This is a genomic window from Marinobacter santoriniensis NKSG1, from assembly GCF_000347775.1.
Lineage (GTDB): Bacteria > Pseudomonadota > Gammaproteobacteria > Pseudomonadales > Oleiphilaceae > Marinobacter > Marinobacter santoriniensis.
In genome coordinates this window covers 152,082-178,961 of the sequence record NZ_APAT01000016.1, presented here as the reverse complement: position 1 = coordinate 178,961, position 26,880 = coordinate 152,082, and the positions used below count along the sequence as shown (strand labels likewise).

General features: G+C 59.8%; 24 protein-coding genes. 18 read left to right on the top strand and 6 right to left on the bottom strand.

The annotated features are described in order from the left end of the window. Positions 1-8: 8 nt before the first annotated feature. A complete protein-coding gene (locus MSNKSG1_RS11910) occupies positions 9-2,126 on the bottom strand; it encodes a NosR/NirI family protein (RefSeq protein WP_008939526.1) in 2,118 nt (705 codons plus the stop codon). A gap of 224 nt (positions 2,127-2,350) precedes the next feature. On the opposite strand from MSNKSG1_RS11910, the gene pqqA reads away from it, so the two are divergent. The 11 genes from pqqA to MSNKSG1_RS11860 all read left to right on the top strand — a co-directional run bounded on the left by pqqA (position 2,351) and on the right by MSNKSG1_RS11860 (position 12,713). Beyond that, a complete protein-coding gene (gene pqqA, locus MSNKSG1_RS18940) occupies positions 2,351-2,422 on the top strand; it encodes a pyrroloquinoline quinone precursor peptide PqqA (RefSeq protein ID WP_007153157.1) in 72 nt (23 codons plus the stop codon). Positions 2,423-2,475: 53 nt separating this feature from the next. Further along, positions 2,476-3,405, top strand: a complete 930-nt coding sequence (gene pqqB, locus MSNKSG1_RS11905; RefSeq protein ID WP_008939525.1) for a pyrroloquinoline quinone biosynthesis protein PqqB — start codon at positions 2,476-2,478, stop codon at positions 3,403-3,405. Continuing rightward, positions 3,402-4,157, top strand: coding sequence for a pyrroloquinoline-quinone synthase PqqC (gene pqqC / locus MSNKSG1_RS11900; protein WP_008939524.1), 756 nt, complete (start codon positions 3,402-3,404; stop codon positions 4,155-4,157). Before pqqB ends, pqqC begins: the two co-directional genes overlap by 4 nt. Next, positions 4,154-4,432 carry a pyrroloquinoline quinone biosynthesis peptide chaperone PqqD gene (pqqD, locus tag MSNKSG1_RS11895; RefSeq protein ID WP_008939523.1) on the top strand — a complete coding sequence of 93 codons (279 nt, stop codon included), beginning with the start codon at positions 4,154-4,156 and terminating at the stop codon, positions 4,430-4,432. The genes pqqC and pqqD overlap by 4 nt, the downstream gene beginning before the upstream one ends. Further along, a complete protein-coding gene (gene pqqE, locus MSNKSG1_RS11890) occupies positions 4,429-5,586 on the top strand; it encodes a pyrroloquinoline quinone biosynthesis protein PqqE (RefSeq protein ID WP_008939522.1) in 1,158 nt (385 codons plus the stop codon). Before pqqD ends, pqqE begins: the two co-directional genes overlap by 4 nt. Further along, complete coding sequence (locus MSNKSG1_RS11885) at positions 5,552-7,444, top strand: S9 family peptidase (protein WP_008939521.1); 1,893 nt, start codon at positions 5,552-5,554, stop codon at positions 7,442-7,444. Before pqqE ends, MSNKSG1_RS11885 begins: the two co-directional genes overlap by 35 nt. Before the next feature lie 56 nt (positions 7,445-7,500). Beyond that, positions 7,501-8,664, top strand: a complete 1,164-nt coding sequence (ercA, locus tag MSNKSG1_RS11880; RefSeq protein ID WP_008939520.1) for an alcohol dehydrogenase-like regulatory protein ErcA — start codon at positions 7,501-7,503, stop codon at positions 8,662-8,664. Then, on the top strand, positions 8,648-10,393 hold the full coding sequence (locus MSNKSG1_RS11875) for a PAS domain-containing hybrid sensor histidine kinase/response regulator (RefSeq protein WP_008939519.1): 1,746 nt from the start codon (positions 8,648-8,650) through the stop codon (positions 10,391-10,393). The genes ercA and MSNKSG1_RS11875 overlap by 17 nt, the downstream gene beginning before the upstream one ends. Before the next feature lie 68 nt (positions 10,394-10,461). Then, positions 10,462-10,746, top strand: a complete 285-nt coding sequence (locus MSNKSG1_RS11870) for a hypothetical protein (RefSeq protein ID WP_008939518.1) — start codon at positions 10,462-10,464, stop codon at positions 10,744-10,746. Positions 10,747-10,829: 83 nt separating this feature from the next. Beyond that, on the top strand, positions 10,830-12,206 hold the full coding sequence (locus MSNKSG1_RS11865) for a class II fumarate hydratase (protein ID WP_008939517.1): 1,377 nt from the start codon (positions 10,830-10,832) through the stop codon (positions 12,204-12,206). Between the two features lie 24 nt (positions 12,207-12,230). Continuing rightward, positions 12,231-12,713, top strand: a complete 483-nt coding sequence (locus tag MSNKSG1_RS11860; RefSeq protein ID WP_040886870.1) for a CDP-archaeol synthase — start codon at positions 12,231-12,233, stop codon at positions 12,711-12,713. Positions 12,714-12,718: 5 nt separating this feature from the next. Here MSNKSG1_RS11860 and MSNKSG1_RS11855 read toward each other — a convergent pair whose 3' ends face one another. Beyond that, the gene (locus tag MSNKSG1_RS11855; protein ID WP_008939515.1) at positions 12,719-13,693 is read right to left on the bottom strand and encodes a metallophosphoesterase; all 975 of its coding nucleotides are present in this window, start codon (positions 13,691-13,693) and stop codon (positions 12,719-12,721) included. Between the two features lie 207 nt (positions 13,694-13,900). Here MSNKSG1_RS11855 and msrA point away from each other — a divergent pair, with 207 nt between their 5' ends. Together msrA and msrB are read left to right on the top strand one after the other, a co-directional pair. Further along, entirely contained in the window at positions 13,901-14,551 is a 651-nt protein-coding gene (gene msrA / locus MSNKSG1_RS11850) for a peptide-methionine (S)-S-oxide reductase MsrA (protein ID WP_008939514.1), read from the top strand. A gap of 11 nt (positions 14,552-14,562) precedes the next feature. Beyond that, positions 14,563-14,988 (top strand): peptide-methionine (R)-S-oxide reductase MsrB, encoded by a 426-nt coding sequence (gene msrB, locus MSNKSG1_RS11845; protein ID WP_008939513.1) that lies wholly within the window; start codon positions 14,563-14,565, stop codon positions 14,986-14,988. Positions 14,989-15,013: 25 nt separating this feature from the next. On the opposite strand, the gene sorU is transcribed toward msrB, so the two are convergent. Together sorU and sorT are read right to left on the bottom strand one after the other, a co-directional pair. Further along, complete coding sequence (gene sorU, locus MSNKSG1_RS11840; RefSeq protein WP_040886869.1) at positions 15,014-15,337, bottom strand: SorU family sulfite dehydrogenase c-type cytochrome subunit; 324 nt, start codon at positions 15,335-15,337, stop codon at positions 15,014-15,016. A gap of 7 nt (positions 15,338-15,344) precedes the next feature. Next, on the bottom strand, positions 15,345-16,571 hold the full coding sequence (sorT, locus tag MSNKSG1_RS11835; RefSeq protein WP_008939511.1) for a SorT family sulfite dehydrogenase catalytic subunit: 1,227 nt from the start codon (positions 16,569-16,571) through the stop codon (positions 15,345-15,347). A 210-nt stretch (positions 16,572-16,781) separates the two neighbouring features. Here sorT and MSNKSG1_RS11830 point away from each other — a divergent pair, with 210 nt between their 5' ends. Further along, a complete protein-coding gene (locus tag MSNKSG1_RS11830) occupies positions 16,782-17,546 on the top strand; it encodes a lysophospholipid acyltransferase family protein (protein ID WP_008939510.1) in 765 nt (254 codons plus the stop codon). Positions 17,547-17,570: 24 nt separating this feature from the next. On the opposite strand, the gene MSNKSG1_RS11825 is transcribed toward MSNKSG1_RS11830, so the two are convergent. Beyond that, positions 17,571-18,563, bottom strand: a complete 993-nt coding sequence (locus MSNKSG1_RS11825; RefSeq protein WP_008939509.1) for a calcium/sodium antiporter — start codon at positions 18,561-18,563, stop codon at positions 17,571-17,573. A gap of 10 nt (positions 18,564-18,573) precedes the next feature. Next, the gene (gene nhaD / locus MSNKSG1_RS11820) at positions 18,574-19,824 is read right to left on the bottom strand and encodes a sodium:proton antiporter NhaD (RefSeq protein WP_008939508.1); all 1,251 of its coding nucleotides are present in this window, start codon (positions 19,822-19,824) and stop codon (positions 18,574-18,576) included. A 322-nt stretch (positions 19,825-20,146) separates the two neighbouring features. On the opposite strand from nhaD, the gene mqo reads away from it, so the two are divergent. The 4 genes from mqo (at position 20,147) to MSNKSG1_RS11800 (ending at position 26,863) form a co-directional block, all read left to right on the top strand. Further along, complete coding sequence (gene mqo, locus MSNKSG1_RS11815) at positions 20,147-21,628, top strand: malate dehydrogenase (quinone) (RefSeq protein WP_008939507.1); 1,482 nt, start codon at positions 20,147-20,149, stop codon at positions 21,626-21,628. A 155-nt stretch (positions 21,629-21,783) separates the two neighbouring features. Continuing rightward, the gene (locus tag MSNKSG1_RS11810; RefSeq protein ID WP_008939506.1) at positions 21,784-23,016 is read left to right on the top strand and encodes an ATP-grasp domain-containing protein; all 1,233 of its coding nucleotides are present in this window, start codon (positions 21,784-21,786) and stop codon (positions 23,014-23,016) included. Positions 23,017-23,070: 54 nt separating this feature from the next. Beyond that, positions 23,071-25,095, top strand: a complete 2,025-nt coding sequence (locus tag MSNKSG1_RS11805; protein ID WP_008939505.1) for a hypothetical protein — start codon at positions 23,071-23,073, stop codon at positions 25,093-25,095. A 94-nt stretch (positions 25,096-25,189) separates the two neighbouring features. Then, entirely contained in the window at positions 25,190-26,863 is a 1,674-nt protein-coding gene (locus MSNKSG1_RS11800) for an acetolactate synthase large subunit (protein ID WP_040886889.1), read from the top strand. Positions 26,864-26,880: the final 17 nt, after the last annotated feature.

The following is a 26,880-nucleotide window of genomic DNA, read 5'->3' as shown; positions in this document are numbered from 1 at the left end:
GGCTCCGGTTATGCCCCGGCCGCGTCCGTTGCAAGAATTCTTGCCTGCTGCTTTCTCTGTTGCTTGTTGCGGATGATGCTGTCGACGCACTGGGTGTCGTCCCTGAGGATCACCACGCACTCCAGGCACTGGATGCACTCGTCGTAGTCGATGCGCCCGTCCTTGCGAATGGCATTGATCCCGCACTCATTCTTGCAGTGCTGGCAGGGAGACCCACAGCGTTCGATGCGTTCCAGCCAGCTGAACAGACGGAACCGCCCCAGTACGGCCAGGCCCGCGCCCAGCGGACACAGGTACCGGCAGTAGAATTTGTGAATGAACATGCCGATGACCAGGAGCCCAACCGCGTACGCCACGAACGGCCAATAGCGCCAGAAGAACAGGGTGATGCTGGTTTTGAAGGGCTCCACCTCCGCCAGTTGTTCCGCCAGCGTCAGGGAATAAAAGGCGGTGCCGACCAGCCCGAGCAGAATGGGATATTTCAGCAGGATCAGGCGACGATGCCAGGGTTCGGGCACGCGGATCTGACGAAACCGAAGTTTCTCACCCAGCCAGGCCGACATTTCCTGAAGTGCACCGAACGGGCACAGCCAGCCACAGAATAGCCCGCGGCCCCAGATGAACAGGGTGATAAAGGTGTAGGTCCACAGGATGAACAGGACCGGATCAAGCAGGAAAACATTCAGACTGAATCCATCCCGTATCGCGAGCAACAGGGTGTAAATGTTGACCACGGACAACTGCCCCTGGGCGTAGAATCCGATGAAAAACAGGGTGAAGGCGAGAAATCCCCAGCGGAAACGGCGAACCAGCACCGGGTGGCGGGACAGGCTTTTCTGACGGGCGAAGAAGACGGTCAGCACAGTCAGTCCGGTGACCAGTAACGCAATCTGCCACCATCGCTCTTTCCAGAGACCCACCCATACCGGATCTCGCGTCTCGGCCGGGGACGCTTCTGGTGCAACGGTCTCGAAGAGATCGTCGCTGAACGCCACAGGCAGGTCAAAGCGGGTTTCGTCGGTGATCAGGTGGTTGCGCGGTAACTTGATATTGAGGCTGAGCATGGCCTCGGAGCCGGGATTGAATCCGGCATTTCCACCCACCTGAAACAGGTTGATCGCCGCAAAGTCCGGCAGATCCTTTGCGGTCAGGGGCTGGTTCTGGTCGAGCCAGTTCAGATCCCGCATTTCCATGGCCAGTCCGTTCTGGGACAAGCCGATGCGATCGGGAAAACTCCCCGGGGTGAAATCCTGGCCGACATGGGGAAACACGCCGCGTGACGCCACGAGTAATACCTTGTCGTGTGGGCCGAGACGGTCCATGAATCGCTCGTATCCGGCATCACCGAGCAGGTTGCGACCGACCATCGGTGAGTTCATATAGGCGAAGAACAGCTCCGAGAAAGGCTGGTCCGGATCCGGCTGCAGTGAGCCGGGGTAATCGGACAGTGGGCGGCCGAGCTTCTGTTCAACCTCCGCCGCAGACACGGTGGCATGACCGACGTAGCCCCGGTCAAGCAGTTGTTGCCAGTTCAGTGGCTGGTAAAAATCCGTTCTTGCACGGGTTGGTGTCGCCTGGGCGAACGCTTCCAGTTCCCGGCGGGCTACCTTCAGGGCCGTGGAGAGAATCGTATCGTTAATGATCAGTACTGACACGGTGGCCTTGCTGACACCGTCGAAATAGACCACGTTGCCGTCCTGGCTGCGCCCGGATTTTCTGGAGTTTGAGGACTGTACGATGATCTGCTCGCGCAGCGAGTGGTTTTCGTACTGGTCGACAAACTCGAACAGCGGCGCTTCCCCAAGGCCGTGCAGGAAAACAGGCTCATGATGGTCCATCACCCGGACGCCGGTAAACCGTCCACGGGTATCCAGGCCGATCATCATTTTGATCGGTTGTCCCGAAAAACCCTGAAGATCACTCAGGTCGGTGCTTTCAAACGCGTACCCCAGCAATTCCTGTAACTGGTAGACCGGATACACCGGAAAATCGGGCAGTTTGTCCTTGATGACCGTCGCAGAGGGGAACAGGGCCTGGATCAGTGCCTGTTTATCGGGTGGCAATTCGGCGCGGCTCGCGGGGAGAAAGAACAGACAAAGCAGCAAGAGCAGAATTCGGCTGCGCATAGGGGGACTCCTTGAAGTTATTATTGTCCGTCTTCCATGCTACGGCGTGGTCATGGCCAGACAATTCAACCTCGGAGCCAGACTGCTGCTACTTTGTGGTGGTCAAAAACAGTGCGAAAGTACCATATTGGCCGCTTGTCTCTGTCGCTAGGATGAAACTGAGTCGTCGGCATTGCCGGGACCAACACCCAATGCGCTAACAATCATGACAAGAGGTGAGCATTATGTGGACCAAACCAGCCTACGAGGATCTGCGAATCGGCTTTGAAGTCACCATGTACTTCGCCAATCGCTGAGCGTGAGCCGGCCGGCGATCAGTCGCTGGCCGTTTCTCCGCAGGATCTTCTCCATGCAGATTCACGTCCTTGGCTCCGCCGCTGGCGGTGGGTTCCCGCAGTGGAACTGTAACTGTCGGAATTGCGCCGGTTTCCGCAAGGGAACCCTGAAAGCGCAGGCCCGCACCCAATCTTCGATCGCCGTCAGCGAGGACGGAGATCACTGGATTCTTTTCAACGCCTCGCCGGACATCCGTGCGCAGTTGGCCGCGTTCCCTGCGATGCAGCCGGCAAGGGCCCTGCGCGATACCGGGATCAGTGCCATCGTGCTGATGGATAGCCAGGTGGATCACACCACGGGCCTGCTGTCCTTGCGCGAAGGCTTGCCCATGGACGTCTGGTGCACCCGGCAGGTACACGATGATCTCAGCTCGGGTTTTCCGTTGTTCAACATGCTGGAGCACTGGAATGGCGGCCTGAACTGGTGCGAGATCGAGGCCTCGGAGCAGGTGGAGTTCAGCATCCCCTGTGCGCCTTCCCTCCGACTGACCGCCATTCCCTTGCTGAGCAATGCGCCTCCGTATTCGCCGCGCCGGGACAATCCGCATCCGGGCGACAACATCGGCCTGTTTCTTCGGGATACCCGAACCGGCACCACAGTGTTCTATGCGCCGGGGCTGGGACAGCCGGACGAGCGCATCCTGAACTGGATGCGAAAGGCCGATATCCTGCTGGTGGACGGCACCGTCTGGCGGGACGACGAAATGATTCGCCAGGAAGTGGGCACCAGGACGGGGCAGGCGATGGGGCACCTGGCCCAGAGCGGGCCCGGCGGCATGATCGAGGTGCTCGATACGATGCCAGCCAGCCGCAAAATCCTCATTCACATCAACAATACCAACCCGATCCTGGACGAGGACTCCCCCGAGCACGCCGAACTGGGCGAGCACGGCATCGAGGTGTCCCGGGATGGCATGCACATTGATCTGTCGGGGCAGCCATGAACGCCAAAGCCAACACCGCAATGAACCGCGAGGCCTTCGAGCAGGCCCTGCGCAGCAAGGGACAGTACTACCATATCCACCATCCCTACCATAAGGCCATGTATGGCGGGCAGTGCACTCCGGAACAGATCCGTGGCTGGGTGGCAAACCGGTATTACTACCAGATCAAGATTCCCCAGAAAGACGCCGCCATTATGGCCAACTGCCCGGATGCCGGGGTGCGCCGGCTTTGGCTGCAGCGGATTCTGGACCACGACGGCCATGATGACGATGTCGGGGGCATCGAGGCCTGGTTGTCACTGGCCGAGGCCGTGGGCCTGACCCGGGAAGAGGTCATCGACCAGCGCCACGTTCTGCCGGGCGTCCGATTTGCGGTGGATGCCTACCTTAATTTTGCCCGCCGGGCGACCTGGCAGGAGGCGGCCTGCTCGTCCCTGACGGAGCTGTTCGCACCGGAGATCCACCAGTCCCGTCTGGACAGCTGGCCCCAGCACTATCCCTGGATCGAGGAGGGCGGTTACCGCTATTTCCGTAAGCGTTTGTCCGAGGCCCGACGGGATGTGGAGCATGGGCTCAGCATCACCCTGGATCATTTCGTCACCGAGGCCCAGCAGGCCCGCGCCCTGGACATCCTCCAGTTCAAGCTGGACATCCTGTGGTCTCTGCTGGATGCATTGACAATGGCCTACCTGCATCAAACGCCCCCATACCACACGGTGACCGATCAGCAAGTGTGGCACCGGGGCCTGTGAGGGAGCATTGTATGAGCCAGATTCCCCGTTTTCGCCGTGGCTTCCGGTTCCAGTGGGAACCCGCCCAGGATTGTTACGTACTGCTGTACCCGGAGGGGATGGTCAAACTCAACGGCAGTGCCGGGGCGATACTCAACGAGGTGGATGGCCGGCAGGATGTGGACGCCATCGTCGCGTCCCTGCAACAGCAATTCCCGGAGGCGGGCGATCTTGGCCCGGATGTCCGTGCCTTCCTGGAAGATGCCGAGCAGCAACACTGGATTGACCTGTCATGACGCGCGCTGATGCACTCCCGACCAGTCTTAATCCCAACAATGCGGGGCCGCCCCTGTGGCTGCTTGCGGAGCTGACCTATCGCTGCCCGCTGCAGTGCCCCTACTGCTCCAACCCATTGGACTTCGCCCAGACCGAGCAGGAGCTGACTACCGAACAGTGGATCAGTGTGTTGCGGCAGGGACGGGAAATGGGCGCGGCCCAACTGGGATTTTCGGGCGGCGAGCCGCTGGTGCGCCAGGACTTGCCGGAGCTGATTGCCGAAGCCCGGAAACTGGGCTACTACACCAACCTGATCACGTCCGGCCTGGGGCTCACCGAAGCCAGGGTGGTCGCCTTCGCCGAGGCCGGCCTGGACCATATTCAGGTCAGCTTCCAGGCCTCGGATCCGGAGTTGAACAACGCGGTGGCGGGTTCACGGAAGGCATTCGAACAGAAGTTGGCCATGGCAAAAGCAGTGAAGGCGGCGGGGTACCCGATGGTGCTCAACTTTGTCATCCACCGTCATAACATCCACCAGATGCCGGACATCATCGATCTGTGCGAGCGACTGGGGGCAGACTACGTAGAGCTGGCCACCTGTCAGTACTACGGCTGGGCGTTTGAAAACCGGGAAGCTCTGATGCCGTCCAAGGCGCAGTTGGATCAGGCCGAGGCAGAGGTGAATGCCAGCCGGGCAGGACTGCAGGCACGGGGATCCGCCATGAAGCTCATCTTCGTAACACCGGATTACTACGAGGAGCGGCCCAAGGCCTGCATGAATGGTTGGGGCAACCTGTTCCTGACGGTCGCACCGGATGGCACCGCCCTGCCGTGCCACAGCGCAAGGTTGCTTCCGATCGACTTCCCGAACGTGAAGGATCTCGACTTGCGGGAGATCTGGTACGACAGTCCGGGGTTCAACCATTACCGGGGCAATGAGTGGATGCCTGAGCCCTGTCGCTCCTGTGATGAGAAAGACAAGGACTTTGGCGGATGCCGCTGCCAGGCCTACCTGCTGACCGGAAACGCCGACAATGCCGATCCGGTATGCAGCAAGTCACCCCATCACGAGCGTATCCTGGCGGCGCGACGGGCGGCGGACCATGCCACGGCTGGGCTGCAGGATCTGGTGTACCGAAATGTCCGGAATTCACGACTGTTTTTCCGGGGCTGAGCCGCCACGGATCATCGGGTCCGAACGGCCCACGCCGGTCCAGCGAATGACCGCCCGCCAGGCTGTCGATGGGCATGTCCAGCGTGGGGAGTTGACGGCCTCTGAGGCGGGCCTGTTCTGGCTGGAATCGGATTCGTCGCTGGGCAAGACAATCCTGAAATGGCACGACGGTGAGCGTCTTTTGACGCTGGCCACGCCGGGCCTGGGCAGCCGCGTCAACGGTTATGGCGGTGGTACCCTGGCGGCCTTTCCGGATCGGGTTGTGGCAGTGACCGAGCGGCAACACCTGATTTCTGTCTCGATTGGAGCCGGTCACTGGACCACGCTGGTCGACGACCCGGACACAGCCTGGGGCGGCCTCGTTGCGGATCGCCGACGTGAGTGGGTACTGGCCGTGCGCGAATCCGAGGGACGGCAGGCACTTGTGGCGATCTCGCCCGACGGGCAATGCCGGTGCCTGCATGAGGGCGCGGATTTTTACGGCGCTCCGGTGCTTTCCCCGGATGGCCGCCGGATTGCCTGGATAACCTGGCAGTTACCGGACATGCCCTGGCTGAGAACAAGACTCTGGTTGGCCGAGCTGGATGCAGAGGGCCATCTGCAACGTGTGCAGTCCTGTGTACCTCCGGTGGAAGGTTCGATCCAGCAGCCCGTTTTCGCGGGGCAGGTGCTCTGGGTCTTGTCGGATCATCAGGGGTGGTGGCAGCCGTGGGAACTCAAGTGGAAGGGGAACGACGCGGTCTGGACCGCTGCACCGGCCCCGGCTCAGGATCACGCGAACGCGCCGTGGCAGCTTGGCGAACGACATCACTGTCCTTTACCCGGCGGCCAATGGGCCCGGGTTCGCTATAACCAGGGCACCGGCGAGCTATGGGTGGGAGCTGAAGCTGCACTGACACGGGTGGCCACCGGTTTCACGGATTTCCGCTGCCTGTCGGTGCGCGATGGAACCCTTTACTGCGTGGCAAGATCCCCCGACCGTCTTGATGTCGTGCTGGCGATTGATCCGGATACACTCGGTGAGCAGGTCCTTGCCGGTGGCGAGGATCCGTTGCCTGGTGTGCACTGCCAGACGCCCGAGACGTTTATCGTGCCCCAGACCTCCAGAGATCCGGCGGTTCAGGGGTTTTTCTATGGGCCCACGATACCAGTGGCTGACCGTCCGCCTGTGATTCTCGTGGCCCATGGCGGTCCCACCTCCGCTGTTTATCCGGTCTACAATCCGCAAATCCAGTTCTGGTGTCAGCGTGGTTTCGCCGTGGCCGAGGTCAACTACCGTGGCAGTAGCGGTTTCGGGCGACGGTTCCGGCTGTCCCTGGCGAATCACTGGGGCGAGTTCGACGTTCAGGATATGGCGCGGGCCGCCGGTTATTTGTCGAAAGAAGGTCGCGTTGATGGTGATCGCGTGTTTGTCCAGGGTCGCAGCGCGGGTGGTTACACGGTTCTGATGGCCGTAATCGAAACGGATTGTTTTGTGGCAGGTGCGAGCCTGTTCGGAGTGACGGATCCGCGGAGGCTTCGAACCATGACGCATCGGTTCGAGTCCGGTTATCTCGACTGGCTGCTGGGAGCGCCGGAGGATCAGCCGGAGCGTTGGCATGCCAGAACACCACGGCACCACGCGGACCGGATTCGAACGCCAGTGATTTTTTTCCAGGGCGGCCAGGATCGGGTGGTGGTGCCGGAGCAGACGCGCACCATGGTGGAATCCATGAAAGCGGCCGGGCATTCACCGGAATTGCACTGGTTCGAGGACGAAGGGCACGGCTTCCGGAAGCCGGAGAACCTGGCAGCGATGCTCGAGTGGTTGAACAGTTTCTACCGGGGGCATAGCCGAAAGGCCAATGATTGCCTCTAAAACTTGAGTTAGACTGTCGGCTATTCCTATAACAACAAGCCGTCGAGAACCTCTCCATGAGTCACGACATCTCTGCACTCCGTAAGTTCGTTTCACCGGAAATTGTGTTCGGTGCAGGATCGCGCCGCTCTGTTGCCAACTTTGCTCATAATTTTGGTGCCCGCCATGTGCTTCTGGTTTCCGACCCCGGTGTCGCGGATGCCGGATGGGTCGGGGAGATTGAATCCCTGCTGACCGAGGCCGGGATCCAGTCGACGGTGTTCACCGGTGTGTCGGCAAATCCCAAGGTGGAAGAAGTCATGACCGGAGCGGAACTCTACCGGTCGAGCGAATGCGACGTCATCGTGGCAATCGGGGGAGGCAGTCCCATGGACTGCGCCAAAGGTATCGGCATTGTGGCCACGCATGGGCGTAGCATACTGGAGTTCGAGGGCGTCGATACCATCACCAACCCGCCGCCACCGCTCATTCTGATTCCGACGACGGCAGGGACCTCTGCAGACGTCTCCCAGTTCGCGATCATCAGTGACCCGAATCGACGCTTCAAGTTTTCAATCATCAGTAAGGCGGTGGTTCCGGATGTGTCGCTCATTGATCCGGAAGTGACAGAAACCATGGATGCCTACCTGACGGCCTGCACCGGCGTGGATGCCCTGGTGCATGCGATCGAGGCGTTCGTCTCCACAGGCAGTGGGCCGCTGACCGATACCCATGCCCTTGAGGCCATCCGGCTGATCAACCGCAACCTTGAACCATTGGTCAGTAATACCGCCGACCCTTACCTCCGTGAGCAAATCATGCTGGCCTCGATGCAGGCAGGCCTGGCGTTTTCCAACGCCATCCTCGGCGCCGTTCACGCCATGTCGCACAGCCTCGGCGGTTTTCTCGACCTCCCCCACGGACTGTGCAACGCTCTTTTGCTGGAGCACGTCGTGGCCTACAACTTCCCGTCCGCCGAGGATCGGTTCCGGCGGGTGGCAGAGGCCATGGACATTGATACCCGCGGTATGAACACTCGGGAAATCAAGAAACGGTTGATGAACCGGATCATCGAGCTGAAACGCCACGTAGGGCTCGAGGCCAGACTGGCCCAACTGGGCGTGACGACCTCCGATATTCCCTATCTGTCGGGTTATGCGTTGCAGGACCCCTGTATTCTGACCAATCCGAGAAAGTCTTCGCTGAAAGACGTTCAGGTTGTCTATGAAGAAGCCCTCTGATTCACCGGAAAGTGGCTATGGGATTGGCGATCTGCTCGGACTGGGCAGCCAGTCAGCCCGCAAGAGCTACTATCCCGCTCTGCTGGACCGGCTGGAGGAGCTTGAGCGGGAGCGCAACCGCTACAAATGGCTTTTTGAAAATGCGCTGCATGGCATTTTCCAGGCGAATCTGAGAGGTGGTTTTCTCGCCTGTAATCCTGCCATGGCGCGCATCTGCGGATACGACAGCCCGGAACACCTGATAAAACAAATAATCCGGCTCCGGGAGCAGCTGTTCTGCCGTGCCGCTGAATTCGACACCATTCGTCAGGAATTGCTGGATCAGGGCAGCCTGAGTGCCAGGGAAACCCAATTCCAGAAGGCCGATCGCACGCCCGTGCATGTGGCGGTCACGTTGCTGCGACGGCCAGACCTCGGGCCGGAAGTGGTGGAGGCCTTTGTTGCCGATATCACGGAACGGGTCCAGGCACGACAGAAGCTGGAACAGCTGAATCAGGACCTGGAGCGTCGTGTGGAGGAGCGAACCGAAGCCCTACAGAATGCGAACGTGGGTTTGCGGTACCAGATTGAAGAGCGGGAACGGGTCGAGCGTAAGCTGGTGGTTGCCGTCGAGGCGGCAAAGGAAGCGAACCGTAGCAAGGATAAATATCTTGCCGCCGCCAGCCACGACTTGATGCAGCCGCTAAACGCGGCCCGCTTGATGATTTCTGCCCTTCAGGACAGTCAGTTGCCCGAGTCCGAAAGTCGCATGGTGCATAAGGTTCATCGTGCCCTTGAGGGGGCTGAGGATCTGCTTGCCGACCTGCTGGATATCTCCAAGCTCGACCAGCAGGCGATGAAGCCGGACCTGGTCCATACAGATCTGGAGGCCCTTTTGCGGGGGTTGGGGGAAGAATTCGAGGCCGTGGCTGCGAACGCCGGACTGGATTTCCGGCTGCGCGCATCGCCAGTCTTCATACGGACAGACCCACGAATGCTTACGCGCATTGTCCGGAATCTCCTGAGCAATGCGTTCCGTTATACCCGTCGGGGTGGTGTCGTAATGGCCCTGCGCCGAAGCCAGGGCCGGGTCCGAATCGAAGTCTGGGATACCGGCGTTGGTATCGAGCCGGAAAAACTTCAGGAAATCTTTACCGAATTTCACCAGCTCCTGCCACAGGGTACCGGGGGACGCCAGGGCGTGGGGCTGGGTCTTGCGATTGTTGAGCGGATGATACGGGTCCTCGGCTACAACATTGATGTCTCTTCCCGGCCGGGAAGAGGATCGCGTTTTGTCGTGACGCTGCCGCCCGAAGCGGAGGTTGGGGAACTCGCCATTCCCTCATCAGCCGCCATGTCTGCTCTGTCGGAAGGTCTGGCCGGGCTCTCGGTGATGGTCATCGATAACGAGCCTGCAGTGCTTGAGAGCATGACTGCTTTGCTGGATCGGTGGGGCTGCGAAGTGACGGCCGTGTCGAACGAACGGCAGGCACGAACCCGGGTAGCGTCAGGCATTCGGCCCGATATTCTGCTGGCGGACTACCACCTGGATCACGGCCTGACCGGATGCGAAGCCATCTACGGGATTCGCCAGGCGTTGGGGCGCGACGTGCCCGCCGCCATCATCACCGCCGACCGCAGCGACGAGACACGTCAGTTCCTGCGTGCCCAATATCTCCCCATTCTGAATAAACCCGTCAAACCGAATCGCCTCCGGGCATTGCTCACCAGTTTGTCTAACCGGGCCTGAGGCTCACGGTCTGGCTGTCAGCGTCTACACTTACCTCAACAACCCTGAGGCAAGAGGAGACCCGTTCCATGACCAATTCCGACAGCGGATTGACGAACCACGAAGTGACCATCTGTCTGGCCGGCGGGGCCGTGCTGGGGCCGTTCAATGCAACCTGGAGCAAGGGCGAAGGTGGTGACGTCCGGGAGCTGGCGAAAGAGTACGATGCGTTCCTGCAGGGAGATAAGCAGCATCGGTTCAAGTTCCACCTGCACGACACCTACACCAACACAGTGCATACCCTGATCCTCGATTTCCGGCAGGTGACCGGCATCTGCGATCACGTCCGGTTGCGCAGTCACGCCAACGACTGATTGCATGGGGGTTGATACAACCCCTTATGGGCGTCGTACTCGCTGTCAGTACCCTGAAGGTAAATGGAAAGACAGGAGGGAACATGAGCGATTTCCGAGTCGAAAAAGACAGCCTGGGCGAGGTTCATGTACCAGCCGACGCCCTCTGGGGTGCCCAGACCCAGCGCGCCGTGGATAATTTTCCGGTCAGCGGGCAGCCGCTGCCATCCGCTTTTATCAAGGCCGTAGCCCAGGTCAAGAAGGCGGCCGCTGAGGCCAATACCAGTCTGGGACTTCTGGACAACGACCGGCGGGATGCCATCGTGGACGCCTGTGATGCATTGATCCGGGGGGAGCACGCGGATCAGTTTCCGGTGGACCGTTACCAGACGGGCTCCGGCACCAGCACCAACATGAACGTCAACGAGGTGATTGCCTCTATCGCCCGCCGTGCCGGCATGGAGGTGCATCCCAACGATCACGTCAACATGAGCCAGAGCTCGAACGATGTGATTCCGACATCCATCCATGTCAGCGCCGTGATCGGGGTGAAAGAGAGCCTGATACCGGCGCTTACCCACCTGCGGGGTGTCATTTATGAGCGTGAGGCCCTGTTCTCCGAACAGGTGAAAACCGGCCGGACCCACCTGATGGACGCCATGCCGGTTACCCTCGGGCAGGAGCTGCGGACCTGGCGTGAACAGCTGGTGGCTGCCGAGGCCCGGCTGGAGGCCACGGCGGATGACCTGCTGGCCGTGCCCCAGGGCGGCACCGCGGTTGGCACCGGGGTTAACGCGGCACCCGAGTTCGCCGAACAGTTCATCCGGTTCCTCAAGAAAAACACGGGTTACCCCTTCCGGTCACTGGAACACAAGTTCGTGGGGCAGAGTGCCGTTGACGGGCCTGTTGCGCTGTCGTCGCAGTTGCGGGGTATCGGAATCGTGCTGACCAAGATCGCCAATGATCTTCGCTGGATGAACAGCGGGCCGATCCACGGGCTTGCCGAAATCAGCCTGCCTGCTCTCCAGCCGGGCAGCAGCATCATGCCGGGCAAGGTTAATCCGGTTATTCCCGAGTCGGTTGCCATGGTGGGTGCACAGGTCATCGGGCTGGATAGTGCCGTGGCAATTGCCGGCCAGTCGGGTAATTTCCAGCTCAATGTCATGTTGCCGCTGGTGGCCGGTAACCTGCTGGATATGGTCGGGCTGCTGGGCAACGCCGCTGGTATTCTTGCCGACAAGGCGATCAAGGATTTTTCCGTGAATACCGACAATCTCAACGCCGGCGTTGGTCGTAATCCGGTATTGGTGACCGCGCTGAATCCCGAGATCGGTTACAGCCTGGCGTCGGATATCGCCAAAGAGGCCTACCGGACGGGACGTCCTGTGATCGACGTGGCAGAAGAACGGAGCGGTCTGAGTCGTACGCGTCTGGAGCAGCTGATGGATCCCCTGAAGCTGACCCACGGCGGACTGGACTGATACGCAAACGGGGAGCACTGGCCTTTGCTGATATCTCTGGAGTTGTTTGTGATGCTGGTGCTCGCCAACGGCGCCCCCGTTGTGGCTGCAGGCCTCCTGAAGGGGCGCTGGAGCCAGCCGGTGGACGGCGGTCGACTCTGGCCGGATGGTCGTCCCGTTCTGGGGAAGAGCAAAACCTGGCGGGGCCTGATCGCTGGCTGTCTGACCTGCGGAGCGTTTGCGTTCCTGGTGGATCTGGGCGCCTTTTTCGGGCTGGTGTTCGGGTTCCTGAGCCTGTTTGGCGATATGATCAGCAGTTTTATCAAGCGTCGGATGGGACTTGCCTCGAGTGCGCGGGCGCTCTGGCTGGATCAGATTCCCGAGGCCGCTCTGCCGCTGGGGTTTGCCGTCATCTGGTTGCCGATGGATCTCTGGCTGGCGGTATTGCTCGCGGTATTGTTCGCGCTCGCCAATATCCTGCTGTCACCACTTCTGTACCGACTGGGCATCCGTAGGCAGCCCCACTGAGGGCGTCAGCCGGGGCCGCGGGTCAGGGTGTGCAGTGTCACTTCCGGTGGGCAATTCAGTCTCACGTTCAGGACCGACGTACCCGAACCCGGTGAGGTGTATCCCTGCATACCGTTCACCTGCCAGAAACCCCGGCCCAGCTGTCGGGGGCAATCCGAATCCAGCGTGACGGGGATGCCGCCCGGCAGGCAGATCTGGCCACCATGGGTGTGACCGCACAGGAAGACATCGTGTCCGGCGTGTGCAGCTTCCCGCCAGATTTCCGGGGTATGACTCAGCAGGATGCTGACACCGCCGGCGGGGATGTCGTCGCCTGCCCGGTGCAGATTGTGGGCTTTGTAGAAGTGCGCGTCGTCGACGCCGGCGAGGAACAATCGGCTGTCGCCTTTTTCGATCGGGGCCATCTCATTCATCAGCATGCGGTAACCCATGTCTTCCAGCGCAGGCAGCATGCGGATACTGTCATGGTTGCCAAGCACGGCAAACGCATCGCCCCGGATGGCATTCCGCAACCGGGCCATCCCGCTCAGGGCTGCCTCGATCGGGCCCCAGGTCAGTTTCCGGTAGTCGCCGGTGAGCACGCACAGGTCGTACTCCAGCGGCTCGATGGCTTGCAGAACGGCTTGCAGGTTGGCCTCGTCCATGTCCACGTGCAGATCGGTCAGATGCAGTATCCGGAAGCCGTCAAACGCCTCGGGCAGATCCGGCAGGACAAACCGGTTGTGAACGGTGGCGAGTTTCAGGCTGTTGGCCTGGGCGCGGCGGTAGAGCCCCACGGACTGCAGGCAGAACCGGATGAAACCCGGCGCGTTGGTGAGGTTCTCCAGGTGAAACGATTTGTGATCCTGGCCGAAAACCCTGGCCTCGGCTTCCCGTTCAATGCCAAGACGTTGTCGGGCGTGGACCGGCCCGAGGCGGAGACTGAGCCGATAGTCCAGCAGTTCGTTGTTGCTGTCCGGTGCGTGAGCCTTTGCGGTCATTCTTGTATCCCTGATGCCGAGCAGGGTCCTTGTGCACAGACGGTGGAACCGGTGAAGATGGACCCTGTCTGTCATTATGGTTGGCCCAGCCGGGGATGCAACCGAACCGACATTTTGTTCATGTTGTCCGGATAGGGAAGTCCCCGATTGGGGATCGACCGTAAAAGTCTTTAAGCTAGGGTAAACACCGTCAAATCAGAGGTAATCATGACAGAGTCTTGCAGCATTGCGGGCCTGACCGTCCCCCGAAGCCGGTTCCCGGATCCAGAGCGGGATCTGCCCGCCGCCGGAAACGAGGCGCGGGTGGTATTGGCAGGCGGCTGTTTCTGGTGCGTAGAGGCCGTATTTATCGCCATCAATGGCGTGACACGAGTGGTTTCAGGCTACGCGGGCGGTCGTCCGGAAACCGCCAATTATGAGGCCGTCTGCACCGGTGCCACCGGGCATGCCGAAGCAGTGGAGGTGCATTACAACCCCTCCGAGGTGAGCTTCGGGGCGCTTCTGAAGGTGTTTTTCTCGGTTGCCCACGATCCCACCCAGCTGAATCGTCAGGGCAATGACCGGGGCACCCAGTACCGGTCTGCCATCTTCTTTGAGACCGATGAGCAGAAGCAGGTCGCAGAAGCCTATATCCGGCAGCTGGAGGCCGCGGGCGTGTACCCGGATCCGGTGGTAACCACGCTGGAGCCACTGCACGCGTTCTACCCGGCAGAGGAGTACCATCAGAACTTTGCGGCCCGAAATCCGCACCAACCCTACATCATGGCCGTTGCCGCACCGAAAATGGAGAAACTGATCGACAATTACGCCGATCGGCTGAAACCGGAATACACCAACGACGACCCCGACCTGGCCTGAGGAGGATATTGATGACGCAATCTGCATCCGGTTACGACCTGACGCCCTTGACCAAGGCGCAGATCGACGAGATGGCCGCGGACCTCACCGCCGAGGAGCGCCGTGTTCTGCTGGATCATGGCACCGAGCATCCGTTCTGTGGAACCCTGCTCGATAACAAGCAGTCGGGCACCTACCATTGTCGGCTGTGCGATCTGCCATTGTTCAGTTCCAACGCGAAATTTGATTCCGGGACCGGATGGCCCAGCTTTTTCCAGCCGTTCGATCCGGACCATATTCGCTATCTGGAAGACAATACCCTGGGCATGACCCGAACCGAAATCCGATGTCCCCGATGCGATTCCCACCTGGGACACGTGTTTCCGGACGGGCCGCCTCCCACTGGCCAGCGCTACTGCCTGAACTCCATCGCGATGGAGTTCAGGGAAGACGCCTGAAATATTCCGGCGGAGCCGGAGAAAATCAGTCGCCGGCTCCGGATACTGTGGCCACATAATGGGCCACTGCGGCGATCTGATCTTTGGTCAGTGATTCGCCGAAAGCGGGCATGATGCCGACACCGCCGGTGACCGCCTGCCGTACCCGTTCTTCCGATGGTTTGAGTTCGTCAAGGTTGGGGCCGATTGTGCCGGTCGACCCGGCGTCAGACAGGGTATGACAGACCGTGCACGAAGGCTGTGCCTCCTGGGTGAAAACCGCCCGTCCCTGCTGAGCGAGTGAGTCTGCCACCGCGTGGCCGGTCACACTCAGCATCAGGGCGGGCAACAACGAGGTCGCTCTGTTCATGGAGCGCCTAGCTGACCGTGACGGTGACGCCATGGTCACTCCAACCGTTGTGGCCGTAGCCACGCTCGTTGTCTTTCCGGCCTTCCGGCTGGCTGTTTCCCTCGACATCGGTTGCCCGGCTCACTATCCGATATTCGCCCGGCGAGAGCTCCGCAGCCATCACAAAAGGCCGCCAGGCGTAGGGTCCCAGGTCCGGCCCCAGAAAGCGGGCCGATTTCCAGGTTTTTCCACCGTCGGTTGAAACTTCCACCCCTGACAGGGCTTTGGTGCCACCAAACGCCACCCCATAGATCATGTTCCTTCCATTCTGGGCCGTTTCCAGGGGAGCGGTCACCCAGGACTTCACGTTCATCTCCCACATGGAAGGCTGGTCCGGTGCGCCTTTTTGCCCGACGTCACGAATCCGGTAGCCGGAGGCCTGGATCTTGGCGTCCGTCTGGTTCTCGGTGAAGGCGATGTTCTTGACGTATTTGACGTTATTAACGCCGTAATAGCCCGGAACCACCATCCGCAATGGCCCACCGTGCGTCAACGGCAGGGCGGTGTCGTTCATTTCCCAGGCGAGCAGGGCGCTGTCCATTGCCCGCAAGGGTACCGAGCGTTCCACCACCACGGTTTTCGGATCCAGGCCATCCGGCAGGGCTTCACCCCCGGTGCTGGTGATGTACCGGGCGCCGTCTACCGGGCCTCCGAGCGCCTCGACCACGGTTTTCAGTGGCACACCGGTCCAGAGCACGCAACCGGCCGCTCCCACCGACCACTGGGTTCCGCTGGCTCCGTGAGGGAAGAATGCCCGGCCATTGCCTGAACACTGGAGCACGGAGGCGACGGTGGTGACACCCATGGTTTTGAGATCCCCGATGGTCAGCTTTTTCGGAGTCTTGACGCCTTCGATATTGACGTCCCAGGCATCCCGGTCGGCCACGATGCTCTTGTCGGGAGTGGGCAGGTTGTTTCGAATGAACAGGCGGTCGCTGGGGGTTACGACGCCCTGTCCGATCGCCCCGCGATGGGTTTCCATGGTGTTGGTACTGTGAACGATCAGGGCGCTGCGATCTTTCCATGCGGCGTAATCGGGTAGACTTTTCGGTTCTTCGCCCCGCGCCAGAGGCGTGAATCCGAGAAGGCTGACCGCCGCCATGGCACCGGCACTGCCAAGCAGCAGTGTCCGCCGTCCCGGATTCTGAAGGCCAGGATCATTCGGCCCCCGCTGAATTTGAGTTGAGCGTTCCATCTTTACACCCTCCACATTGGCATTGTTGTCGTCCCGCTCCGCCCGGATTGGAGATCGCCGGGATATCCTTATTTCTTATAGTTACTGGTCAATAATTGATCAACTCGAATTTCCTCCGTTGTCTTCGGCGGTGTCGGGCGAGCTATAATGCGCCGCTATCGCCGATGCCCTGAAGGGCCTCACAAGACATGGGTAAAAGGTGTTGTTGCCATGATCCGACTGAAACTGAACCCGCTGACCGAGTCCGCCACTCTACTCAGACGGGCCGGCGTGGTCCTCGGCTCTGTCGGACTGACGGCCCTGTACTCGTTGCTTATCCTGCTTCGCGCCCTGTTCGGGAAACTGAATCGGCCCATCGTGGACAAATACTGCCGGGAGTGGTCTGGCGCGCTGTTGCGTCTGGTACGGGCCAATCTGACGGTGCGGGGTGCGGTCCCGGACTTTGGTGACGGGCGCCGTTATATCGTTATGTGCACCCACGCCAGCCATTACGACATTCCGGTGAGCTTTGTATCCCTGCCCGGATCCATCCGGATGTTGGCGAAGAAAGAGCTGTTCGGTATTCCGTTGCTCGGACAGGCGATGCGCGCGGCGGAATTTCCGTCGATCGATCGTTCCAACCGGACAAAGGCGGTGCGGGACCTGGAACGGGCGAGGGCCATGATGGAGAGCGGAATTGTACTGTGGGCTGCGCCGGAGGGCACGCGCTCACCGGATGGCAAGCTGTTACCGTTCAAGAAAGGGTGCTTTCATCTGGCGCTCGATACCGAGGCGGTCATCGTGCCGGTGGCCATCCGGGGCATCCATGAGGTGCTGCCGGCCCGGACATGGCAGATCAATCTCGGCCAGCCGGTGGATGTCCGGGTCGGGACACCGCTTGAAACAGCGGGCAAAACCAAGGAAGAACTGCCGGAGCTGATGGCGGAGGTCCGGCAGCGGCTGGAGGACCTGCTGGGGAACGGCGAAGCCGAGTAACGCCAGCCCGGCCGCCCCCGCGTGTCAATACACGACGTTGGCGCCGCCTGACACCACGGTGCTGAGCAGGTAGCCCGTGTAAGCCACGTAGACCAGAAGCAGTATGCCACCGTCGACGCGGCTGATAACCCGTCGCTTACTGATCAGTCCCATGCCCATCAGAAGCAGGCCAAGGGTCAGTGCGAACATCAGGGTCCAGTCCCGGTACAGAACCGCAGGTTCAACGCTGAGGGGTTCGATGGTGGCGGCCAGGCCCACCACGGCCAGCGTATTGAAAATGCCGGACCCGAGTATGTTGCCCAGGATCAGGTCGTGCTCGTTCTTCTTTACGGCGGCCAGTGCGGAGGCCAGTTCCGGCAGGGAAGTGCCCACGGCGACGATGGTCAGGCCGATGACCAGGTCACTGACTCCCAGGCTCTGGGCAATCGTCACTGCCCCCCAAACCAGCATTCGTGAACTGACCACCAGCAGCACCAGCCCGATGATCAACCAGATAACCGCTGATTTCAATGGCATGGGATGCGCGATGATTTCGGCCTCGGTCTCCCCTCCCAGGCTGTCCTCATTGCCACGGATACCCTGAACGATCGACCAGCCCATGACGCCGGCGAACACCATCAGCAGCACAGCTCCGTCCAGTCGAGACAGTGAGCCGTCGAGAAGTTGGGCGCCGGCGATCAGAGTCAGTACCATCAGCAATGGCAGTTCCTTGCGAATGACCTGGGAATGTACGGAAATCGGGGCAATAACGGCGGTCAGGCCCACAATCAGTGCAATGTTGGTGATGTTTGATCCGTAGCCGTTGCCCAGGGCCAGCCCGGGATTGCCGTCGGCAGCGGCCATGGCAGACACCGCCAGTTCCGGTGCGGAGGTGCCAAACCCGATGATGACCATACCGATCAGCAGTGTGGGCATGCCCAGGTGTTTGGCTGTGGCCGCAGCGCCGTCCACGAACCGGTCGGCACTCCAGACCAGCAGGATCAGACCGGCAATGATAGAACCAGAAGCCAGAAGCATAGGTAGTATCTCAGTGAATGAATTGTCCGACGGCGTACACGCCTGCGTAGCCCAGCGTGTAGGCGGCCAGCAGGTGCAACAGGTAACGCATGTAGGCGCCAAAGGTTAAACCATCGATCTTGCTCATGGCCACGATGCCTGCGGCGGAACCGATGATCAACAGCGAGCCACCCACGCCTACGGCGTAGGTCAGCCCCATCCACTCACCCGGCGTCATGGTAATGCCGGCCTTCAGCATGGCGGCGGTCAGGGGGACGTTGTCGATGATGGACGAGAAGATGCCCATCAGATAGTTGGCGATCAGCGGCGGCAGCACGTCGTAGATCGCAACGAGGGAATCCAGCGCGTGGATTTCTTTCAGCATGCCCACCAGCAACAGAATCCCGAGGAAGAAGAGCAGGGTCTCGAACTCGATCACCCGGATGTACTCGATGATCGGGTCCAGTTCGGCGTCATCGCTCATGAAGCGGGACACCAGGAACATGACCGAGAGGCCGAACAGAAAGGTCAGTACCGGTGGAATCGAGAAGAGGGCGTTACCGACAATGGTGCACAGGATTGTTAACAAAAACAGCCCGCTGATCACCGCGTCAACTTTCCGGACGGGGTTGCTGTTCGACCGGAGGTTCACGGTGCCGGTCAGGCCTCTCGACAGAAACACGGCGAGGATGAAAACGGTGATCGCCGAGGGGATGGCGAGGGTCAGCAACGTCAGTATTTCCACCTTGTCCGCGAGGAATATCATCAATGTGGTGACGTCGCCGGTGATCAGCGAAACGCCGCCGGAATTCACCGCAAAAACCACCAGCGTGGTGAACTGAATGCGCTTTTTAAGCTCCAGATCGAGGGATAAAATCAGGGAGCATGAGACTAAAGTGGCAGTTATATTGTCTGCTAAAGAGGAGAAAATGAAGCAGAAAAGTCCGGTCAGGAACAGCAGTTTTCGTTCGCTCACCTGCTTCGGCATGATCAGGTAAATCACATTCTCGATCATTCCCTTCTTGTTCAGGTAAGCAACAAACGTCATTGCCGCTACCAGGAATAACCAGAGGCTGGCGATCTCGGCGATGCTTTCCGACAGACCGCTGTCGATGGATCTGGTTTCCCCGGCATTGTTGCTGAAAAGAAACAGCAGCATCCAGCTCAAGGTGCCGAAAAACAGGGTGACCTTGGCTTTGTTGACGTGAATGACTTCTTCGAAAATGACGCCCAAGAGCGCCATTACAGCAAAAACAATCAGTACAGCATCAAGAGCAGACATGGGGCGTCCCAACCGGTGAAATCAACGTGGCCCGAGAAGGGCCGTGAAGATAATACGGCCGCGATTGTAGACGTTTGACATGGGCCGGGCCACTGTCCTTCGGTGGTATACGGCATCAAAATTGGCCGCTTATGACCGGCTCAGAGCGCAAACATTGATAATCGCAATTTATTATTTCGGCGAAAATCAGGATAATTGCGCGCAAATTCGAACAGGAAGCAGACGGCAGCGTCCTACACCTGACGCCAACCCGGCTTCCCACAGGCCCTTCTGCTGATCGTGGATGGGTAAACAGGCTCAACACTAGCTAGGGTAATAACCAATGGCCGCAAGACAGGCAGATGTAGTGCTGGTCGGCGGTGGCGTCATGAGCGCCACTCTCGGCATGATGCTCAGGCAGCTTGATCCGTCCCTGGACATCGTCATGGTGGAACGTCTCGACCACGTTGCCCATGAAAGCACTGACGGATGGAACAACGCGGGTACCGGTCACGCCGGTTACTGTGAACTCAACTACACCCCGGAAACCGACGACGGTGGCGTCACCATCGAACGGGCCCTGAAGATCAACGCCCAGTTCGAGGTTTCGCTCCAGTTCTGGTCCTACCTGGTTGAACAGGGCATTCTTCCGGCACCGAAGAACTTCATCAACCGTACTCCGCACCAGAGTTTTGTCTGGGGTGAGAAGAATGTGGCATTCCTCAAACAGCGTCACAAGGAGCTCAGTGCCCATCACCTTTTCCGGGAAATGGAATACACCGAAGCACCGGAAGAGCTGGCCGAGTGGATGCCGCTGGTGGTCAAGCACCGGGATCCCATGGAAAAAGTGGCGGCTACGCGGATCAACCATGGTTCGGACGTCGACTTCGGATCGCTGACCCGGAGCATGGTGGAGTGGCTCCAGAAACAGCCGAACTTCGAGCTGATGCTGAGCTCCCCGGTGCACTACATCGACCAGCGTGACAATGGCCGCTGGAAGGTGCGGGTCAAGAATCAGAAAACCGGTGAACTGACCAAGCTGGAAGCCGGTTTCGTCTTCCTGGGTGCGGGCGGCGGAGCTCTGCCCCTGTTGCAGAAGTCCGGCATTGACGAAGCCCGGGGTTATGGTGGATTTCCGGTCAGCGGCCAGTGGCTGGTCTGCCGCAAGCCGGAGATTGTCGAGCAGCATCACTCCAAGGTCTACGGCAAGGCACCGATCGGGGCTCCGCCGATGTCGGTTCCGCATCTGGATACCCGGATCATCAACGGTGAGCCTGCGCTGCTGTTCGGGCCGTTCGCCGGTTTCACCACCCGGTTCCTCAAGCAGGGCTCCATCTTTGACCTGATCGGCTCTGTCCGGCCGACTAACCTCAAACCCATGCTTTCCGTCAGCAAGCACAACATGGACCTCACCCGCTACCTGATCGGTGAAGTGTTCCAGTCCCATGGCGACCGCGTGGCGTCGTTGCGCAACTTTTTCCCGGATGCCCGGGAGGAAGACTGGGAACTGCAGATGGCGGGTCAGCGGGTGCAGATTATCAAGCAAACGCCCGAGGGTGGCGGCAAGCTGGAATTCGGTACTGAAATCGTGGCGGCCAAAGACGGCACGCTGGCGGCTCTGCTGGGGGCGTCACCGGGTGCTTCCACGGCGGCCAATGCCATGATTGATGTCCTGGAACGCTGCTTCCCGGAACAGATGAAGACAGAACAGTGGCAGGAGCGCATGAGGGATCTGGTTCCTTCTTACGGTCAGTCGCTGGTCGACAACGAGGCTTTGCTGACGGAAGTCCGGGCGAGGACGCTGAAGACCCTCAACCTGGGCTGATATCGCCAATCGGTATATAAGCCGCTCGAAGCGCGTTGATCCGCGGGTTCTGTCCCTCGGGTCAACGCGCTTTTTTGTAGTAAAAGCAGCCGATGAGTTGCCATTTCGCTGGTAGAGCGTACGGTTAAAGGGTAACCAGCGAAAGGAGAGAGCGTATGAGCGAGCAAAAGTACAACCCGGAAAAGGGGTACGTGGCGCTGCTTGGATGGAGTCTGAACGCCGTCGAAGCCGCCGACAAGTTCGATCGGCGCTATGTGGTCGTTGCTCCGGACTGGGCGGAAGCCTACTGCAAAGAGCACGATATTCCCTACGTGCCCTGGAATTTCGAACGGCTGAATGACCGCTCGGTGGAAATTGCCCATATCCTGCAAGAGAAGGGGGTAGACGTTGCCATTCCGCTGTTTGAGGAAACCGTCGAGTGGGCGGGGGCGATCAACTCGGTGCTCATGGACAAGCCGAGGCTGTTTGGTCAGGCCATGTTATTGCGTGACAAGGCCCTGATGAAGCGCCGTGCCCAGCTCGGTGGTATCCGGGTAGGGATTTTTGAAGAGGCGCACGACAAGGCTGACGTCATCCGGTTCCTCAAGCGCGTTAACCAGACCCTGCTGAAACTGGACGGCGACCCGAACGACCCGATTCACCTGAAGGCCTTCGACAAGGCCGGGTGTCTGGGGCACCGTGTAATCCGGACACCGGACGAAGTTGATACGATTCCCGAAGAGGAATTTCCAGTGTTGATGGAATCCCATCTGGATGGCTGGGAGTTTGCTGTCGAGGCCTGGATTCATAATGGCAAGATTGCCTTCCTGAATATATCCGAGTACGTGACCCTTGGATATTCCGTGTTTGTGCCGGCGACGCCGGACCTGGAAAAGTATCGGGCACAGATCACCGCCGAGATCGAGAAGCTGATCAAGACCTTCGACATCGATTTCGGTTTCGTGCATCCCGAGTATTTCGTGACCAGTGACGGTACCATGTACTTCGGCGAGGTCGCCTATCGGCCACCCGGTTTCAAAGTGTTTGAGCTGCTCGAACGGGCCTATGGTTTCAACGCCTACCAGGGCCTGATTCTCGCCTTTGATCCAAAAACCACGGAAGAGGAAATCAAAGCGTTCTTCCCGAAAGAAGTGGTGGATGCCAAAGGCTATGCAGGCTGTTTCGGCGTGTATCCGCGTCGCCGGGTGGTCAGCAAACTGGAAATTCCGGAGGAAACCGAGAATCACGAGTACTTCGAGTCCCACGAACTGACGCCGCCGCTGGAGGAAACGGTCACCAAACGGACCGCCTTTGGCACGCACTGGGGCCTTGTCTACTTCTTCGGCGACGATCCTTACACCATGCGGGATCTGCTGAAACATCAGGAAGAGCTCGATTTCTATGTATAATCCGGAGAAGCATTAACAACAGATGGGTTTGGTGCAGGCCCTGAGGATTATCGTTTGAACGATCACCAGGCGGGCGGCGCGGTACCGGCAGTCAATTTTGACAAGCTGGTGCAAAGACTGGATGAGTCAATCCAGGTACTGGAAGAAAGTCGGTCTTTTGCCAAGGTCGGCAAACTTCCGCGCGTATTCGACATTGCCCGCAGGGTCCTGCAGCAGCCGGACGGATGTCGGGTGATCGAGGAACGTGCCGAGCGCCTGGAACGGGCGGGTGTGTATATCGGCACAGACTGGGCAGAACCCGGTATCCTGCTCCCCTCCCTGACGACGCATTCCCTGCAGAGCCAGAACGCGGATACGGTTGTCATCGAAGCGTTCAGCGAACTGCGCCTGCTGGCGGTGGCTCGTGGACTCTACCTGCATCCATCTGTATCCGCCGAACAGGCGCATCATTACCTGACCCAGGTATTGGCCATCAATCTTGGTCTGTTGTTCGGCATGACCGGCGAGGCCGAGCGTGAACAGGGTAAGCTGGCGAAGATCAGCCAGGCCGTGGTGCAGTATGTTGCCCACCACATCGGCTATGAACATGTGATCGACAGCCTGATCGAGGAAATCTGGCGGATTCTGCAACAGCGTCCGATCCAGGTGGCCGATGTTCGGAAGATGATTACCCAGATTGCGATCTGTCGTGCCGATCCGCATGCCGACCTGGGGGGAGCCGGTCGGGGCGCCGACCGGCTGATTTCCAGCCTGTATGGGCCAACCCGTGCCTGCAGTGAAGATCCGGGAACGGTGGTGTACGAGCAGCGTCTGGAATCCATGGACGCCCAGGCTCTGCAGAACGAAGCCACCGGGTTTGCCCGCTCCATGCACGATACCGGTCTGGTATCGCCGTATCACGCCAGTTTTGTCCGGTTTATCCTGGAAGAAAATGACACCCTGCTGACGGAGGCGCTCGGGCTGTCCAGCACCGGGCGTGACTGCCTGCTGTGCTATCGCGAGCTGGTTGGCACCCTCGTGAAAGAGAGTGTCTACCCGGAAACCGCGCAAGGCCTTTACGGGCTTGCCCTGATGCTCGAGCGGGGCATTCTGTATCAGCCACCGGTCGCCCCGGCGCTCTGGCGACAGGCGAAACTGTCCTTGTGCTCCGAGGCCCGCGATCGCCTGCAACTGGCTTATGGCTATCAACCCCAGCCGGGTGCCTGGTTGATCCAGGGCGTGCTTAATATGCTGGGTCAGCCATTGGGAGTGGGGCAGGGGAATAATCCGACCTGTCAGTCGGCCAGGGCGCTCTCCATGTGGGCCTATAATGATCCGGACTATCTGCTTCAGATGGTTGCCTGGGCTGCCCGGGACAATGAAATCCTGATGCATTTCGAAGGTAAGCCAGTGTCGTCAGCCGCGAGCCTTGGTGGCGTGGCGTCCGAAGTCACTCTGGATCTGGACCCTGTGTCCCTGGTGGTGGTGCCCCACCTGGATCGTATTTATGCGGAGATGGGACGCCTTTGTGCGGACCGGCCGGGCGATCCGCACAAGTGGGTGAATCCGGAGTTTCACGGCTGGTCTGCGGGCCGGGGGTTTGCCATCAACGTGGATGTGCAGACCGGGAAATTGGACGATCTGGAAGGGTTTATCCGGCATTTCTACGCCAGCTACCACCCCTACTACAACGGCAACCAGCCATTGATCCATCCACAGCCGGCCGGGATTGCGGTCACTGACAGTGCGGCCAGGTTCATCGGTTGGCACGCCATCACCATTCTGCGGGTAACCCTCGACCCGGACGGCGAGATGCGCGTGTATTTCTTCAATCCCAACAACGACAGTGGCCAGAACTGGGGGGATGAGGTGCGTGTCAGCACCGAGGGCCACGGCGAACGATTCGGCGAGTCCTCGCTGCCCATCGAACAGTTCACCTCGCGCCTCTACATCTTTCATTTCGATCCTCTGGAGCGGGGCGAGCCGGCCGATGTCGGTGAGGAAGAGCTGAAACGCGTTGTGGAGGGCGTTTACCGCAGCTGGGGCGAAGATCGCGTGCCGGCGGAGGCGTTGCAGGCAGAACCTCCGATTTCGAGTTGAAAGCACTTCTTGAACGTATGGTAAGTCTTGGGTTCCGGTGTACCAGTCGTACAATGGTATGCTCGGTATCAAATCCATCAGTTGGGGACGGACCATGGCAAACCAGCAAGCTTCCCGGGCTCGAAACGGCGCGGAACTGTTCATCCAGGCGCTTGAGAATGAAGGGGTCAAATACCTGTTCGCGGTTCCCGGGGAAGAGAACCTCGATTTTCTCGAAGCACTGCGCACCTCGAACATTCAACTGGTACTGAACCGCCACGAGCAGGCGGCGGGCTTTATGGCCGCCACCTACGGCCGACTCACCGGCAAGGTGGGTGTCTGTCTCTCCACCCTGGGCCCGGGTGCGACCAACCTGGTAACGGCTGCTGCCTACGCCCAGCTGGGTGCCATGCCAATGATGATGATCTCGGGCCAGAAGCCCATAAAGTCCTCCAAGCAGGGCTTGTTCCAGATACTGGACGTGGTCGATCTGATGCGCCCACTGACCAAGTACACCCGCCAGATCAGCAACGCCAACACCATTCCCGCCAAAGTGCGGGAAGCCTTCCGGCTGGCTTCGGAAGAGCGGCCTGGCGCGGTCCATCTGGAGTTGCCGGAGGATATCGCTTCGGAAGCGCCGGCGCCGGACACCCACATTTTCCAGCCCAGTGACGCACGGAGGCCGACGGCCAGCACCAAGAGCCTCGATATGGCCTGCGAGATGCTGCGCCAGGCCAAGCATCCGCTGATCATGATTGGCGCCGGGGCCAACCGGAAACGGGTGTCGCAGGCGCTGATCCATCTGGTCAACGTCACCAACATACCGTTCTTTACCACCCAGATGGGCAAGGGTGTCATCGATGAGCGGCATCCCCGGTATCTGGGGAACGCCGCCCTGTCTTCCGGGGATTTTGTCCACTGTGCCATCAACCACGCCGATCTCGTGATCAACGTTGGCCACGACGTGGTTGAGAAACCGCCGTTCTTCATGAAGCCCGGCGGCAAGCAGGTCATTCACGTGAATTTTTCCGGCGCCGATGTGGACCCGGTGTACTTTCCCCAGCACGAAGTGGTCGGGGACATCGCCAACAGCGTGGAGTACATGGCCGAAAACTGCGGCGAGTGCCGCAATCACGACTTCAGCCGTTTCATGGAGGTGAAGGAAGCCGTGGACCGGCACCTTCGGGACCGTGCCGACGACGACCGCTTCCCGGTGATTCCGCAACGGATCGTCAGGGACGTCCGGGCGGTAGTGCCGGAGGATGGCATCATTGCCCTGGATAACGGCATGTACAAGTTGTGGTTTGCCCGCAACTATCCGGCGTACGACAACAACACGGTACTGCTGGATAATTCCCTGGCCTCCATGGGGGCTGGCCTGCCCAGCGCCATGATGGCGTCCATGCTGTATCCGAAGCAGAAAGTCATGGCGATATGCGGTGACGGCGGATTCATGATGAACAGCCAGGAGCTGGAAACCGCCGTCCGCCTGAATCTGGACCTCGTTGTGCTGATCATCAACGACAGCGCCTACGGCATGATCAAGTGGAAGCAGGGCCAGGAGGGATTCGCCGATTTCGGGCTGGACTACCGGAACCCGAACTTCGTGACCTACGCAGAATCCTATGGGGCTACCGGCCATCGCATTTCCCGGACGGAAGAGTTGCAGCCGACCCTTGAGAAGGCTTTGGCCGCCGGCGGCGTCCATCTGGTGGATGTTCCGGTGGATTACAGCGAGAACCGTCGGGTCTTCGACGAAGAACTGGCGGAACTGACCTGCAAACTCTAGCGCGGTATCATTGTGCT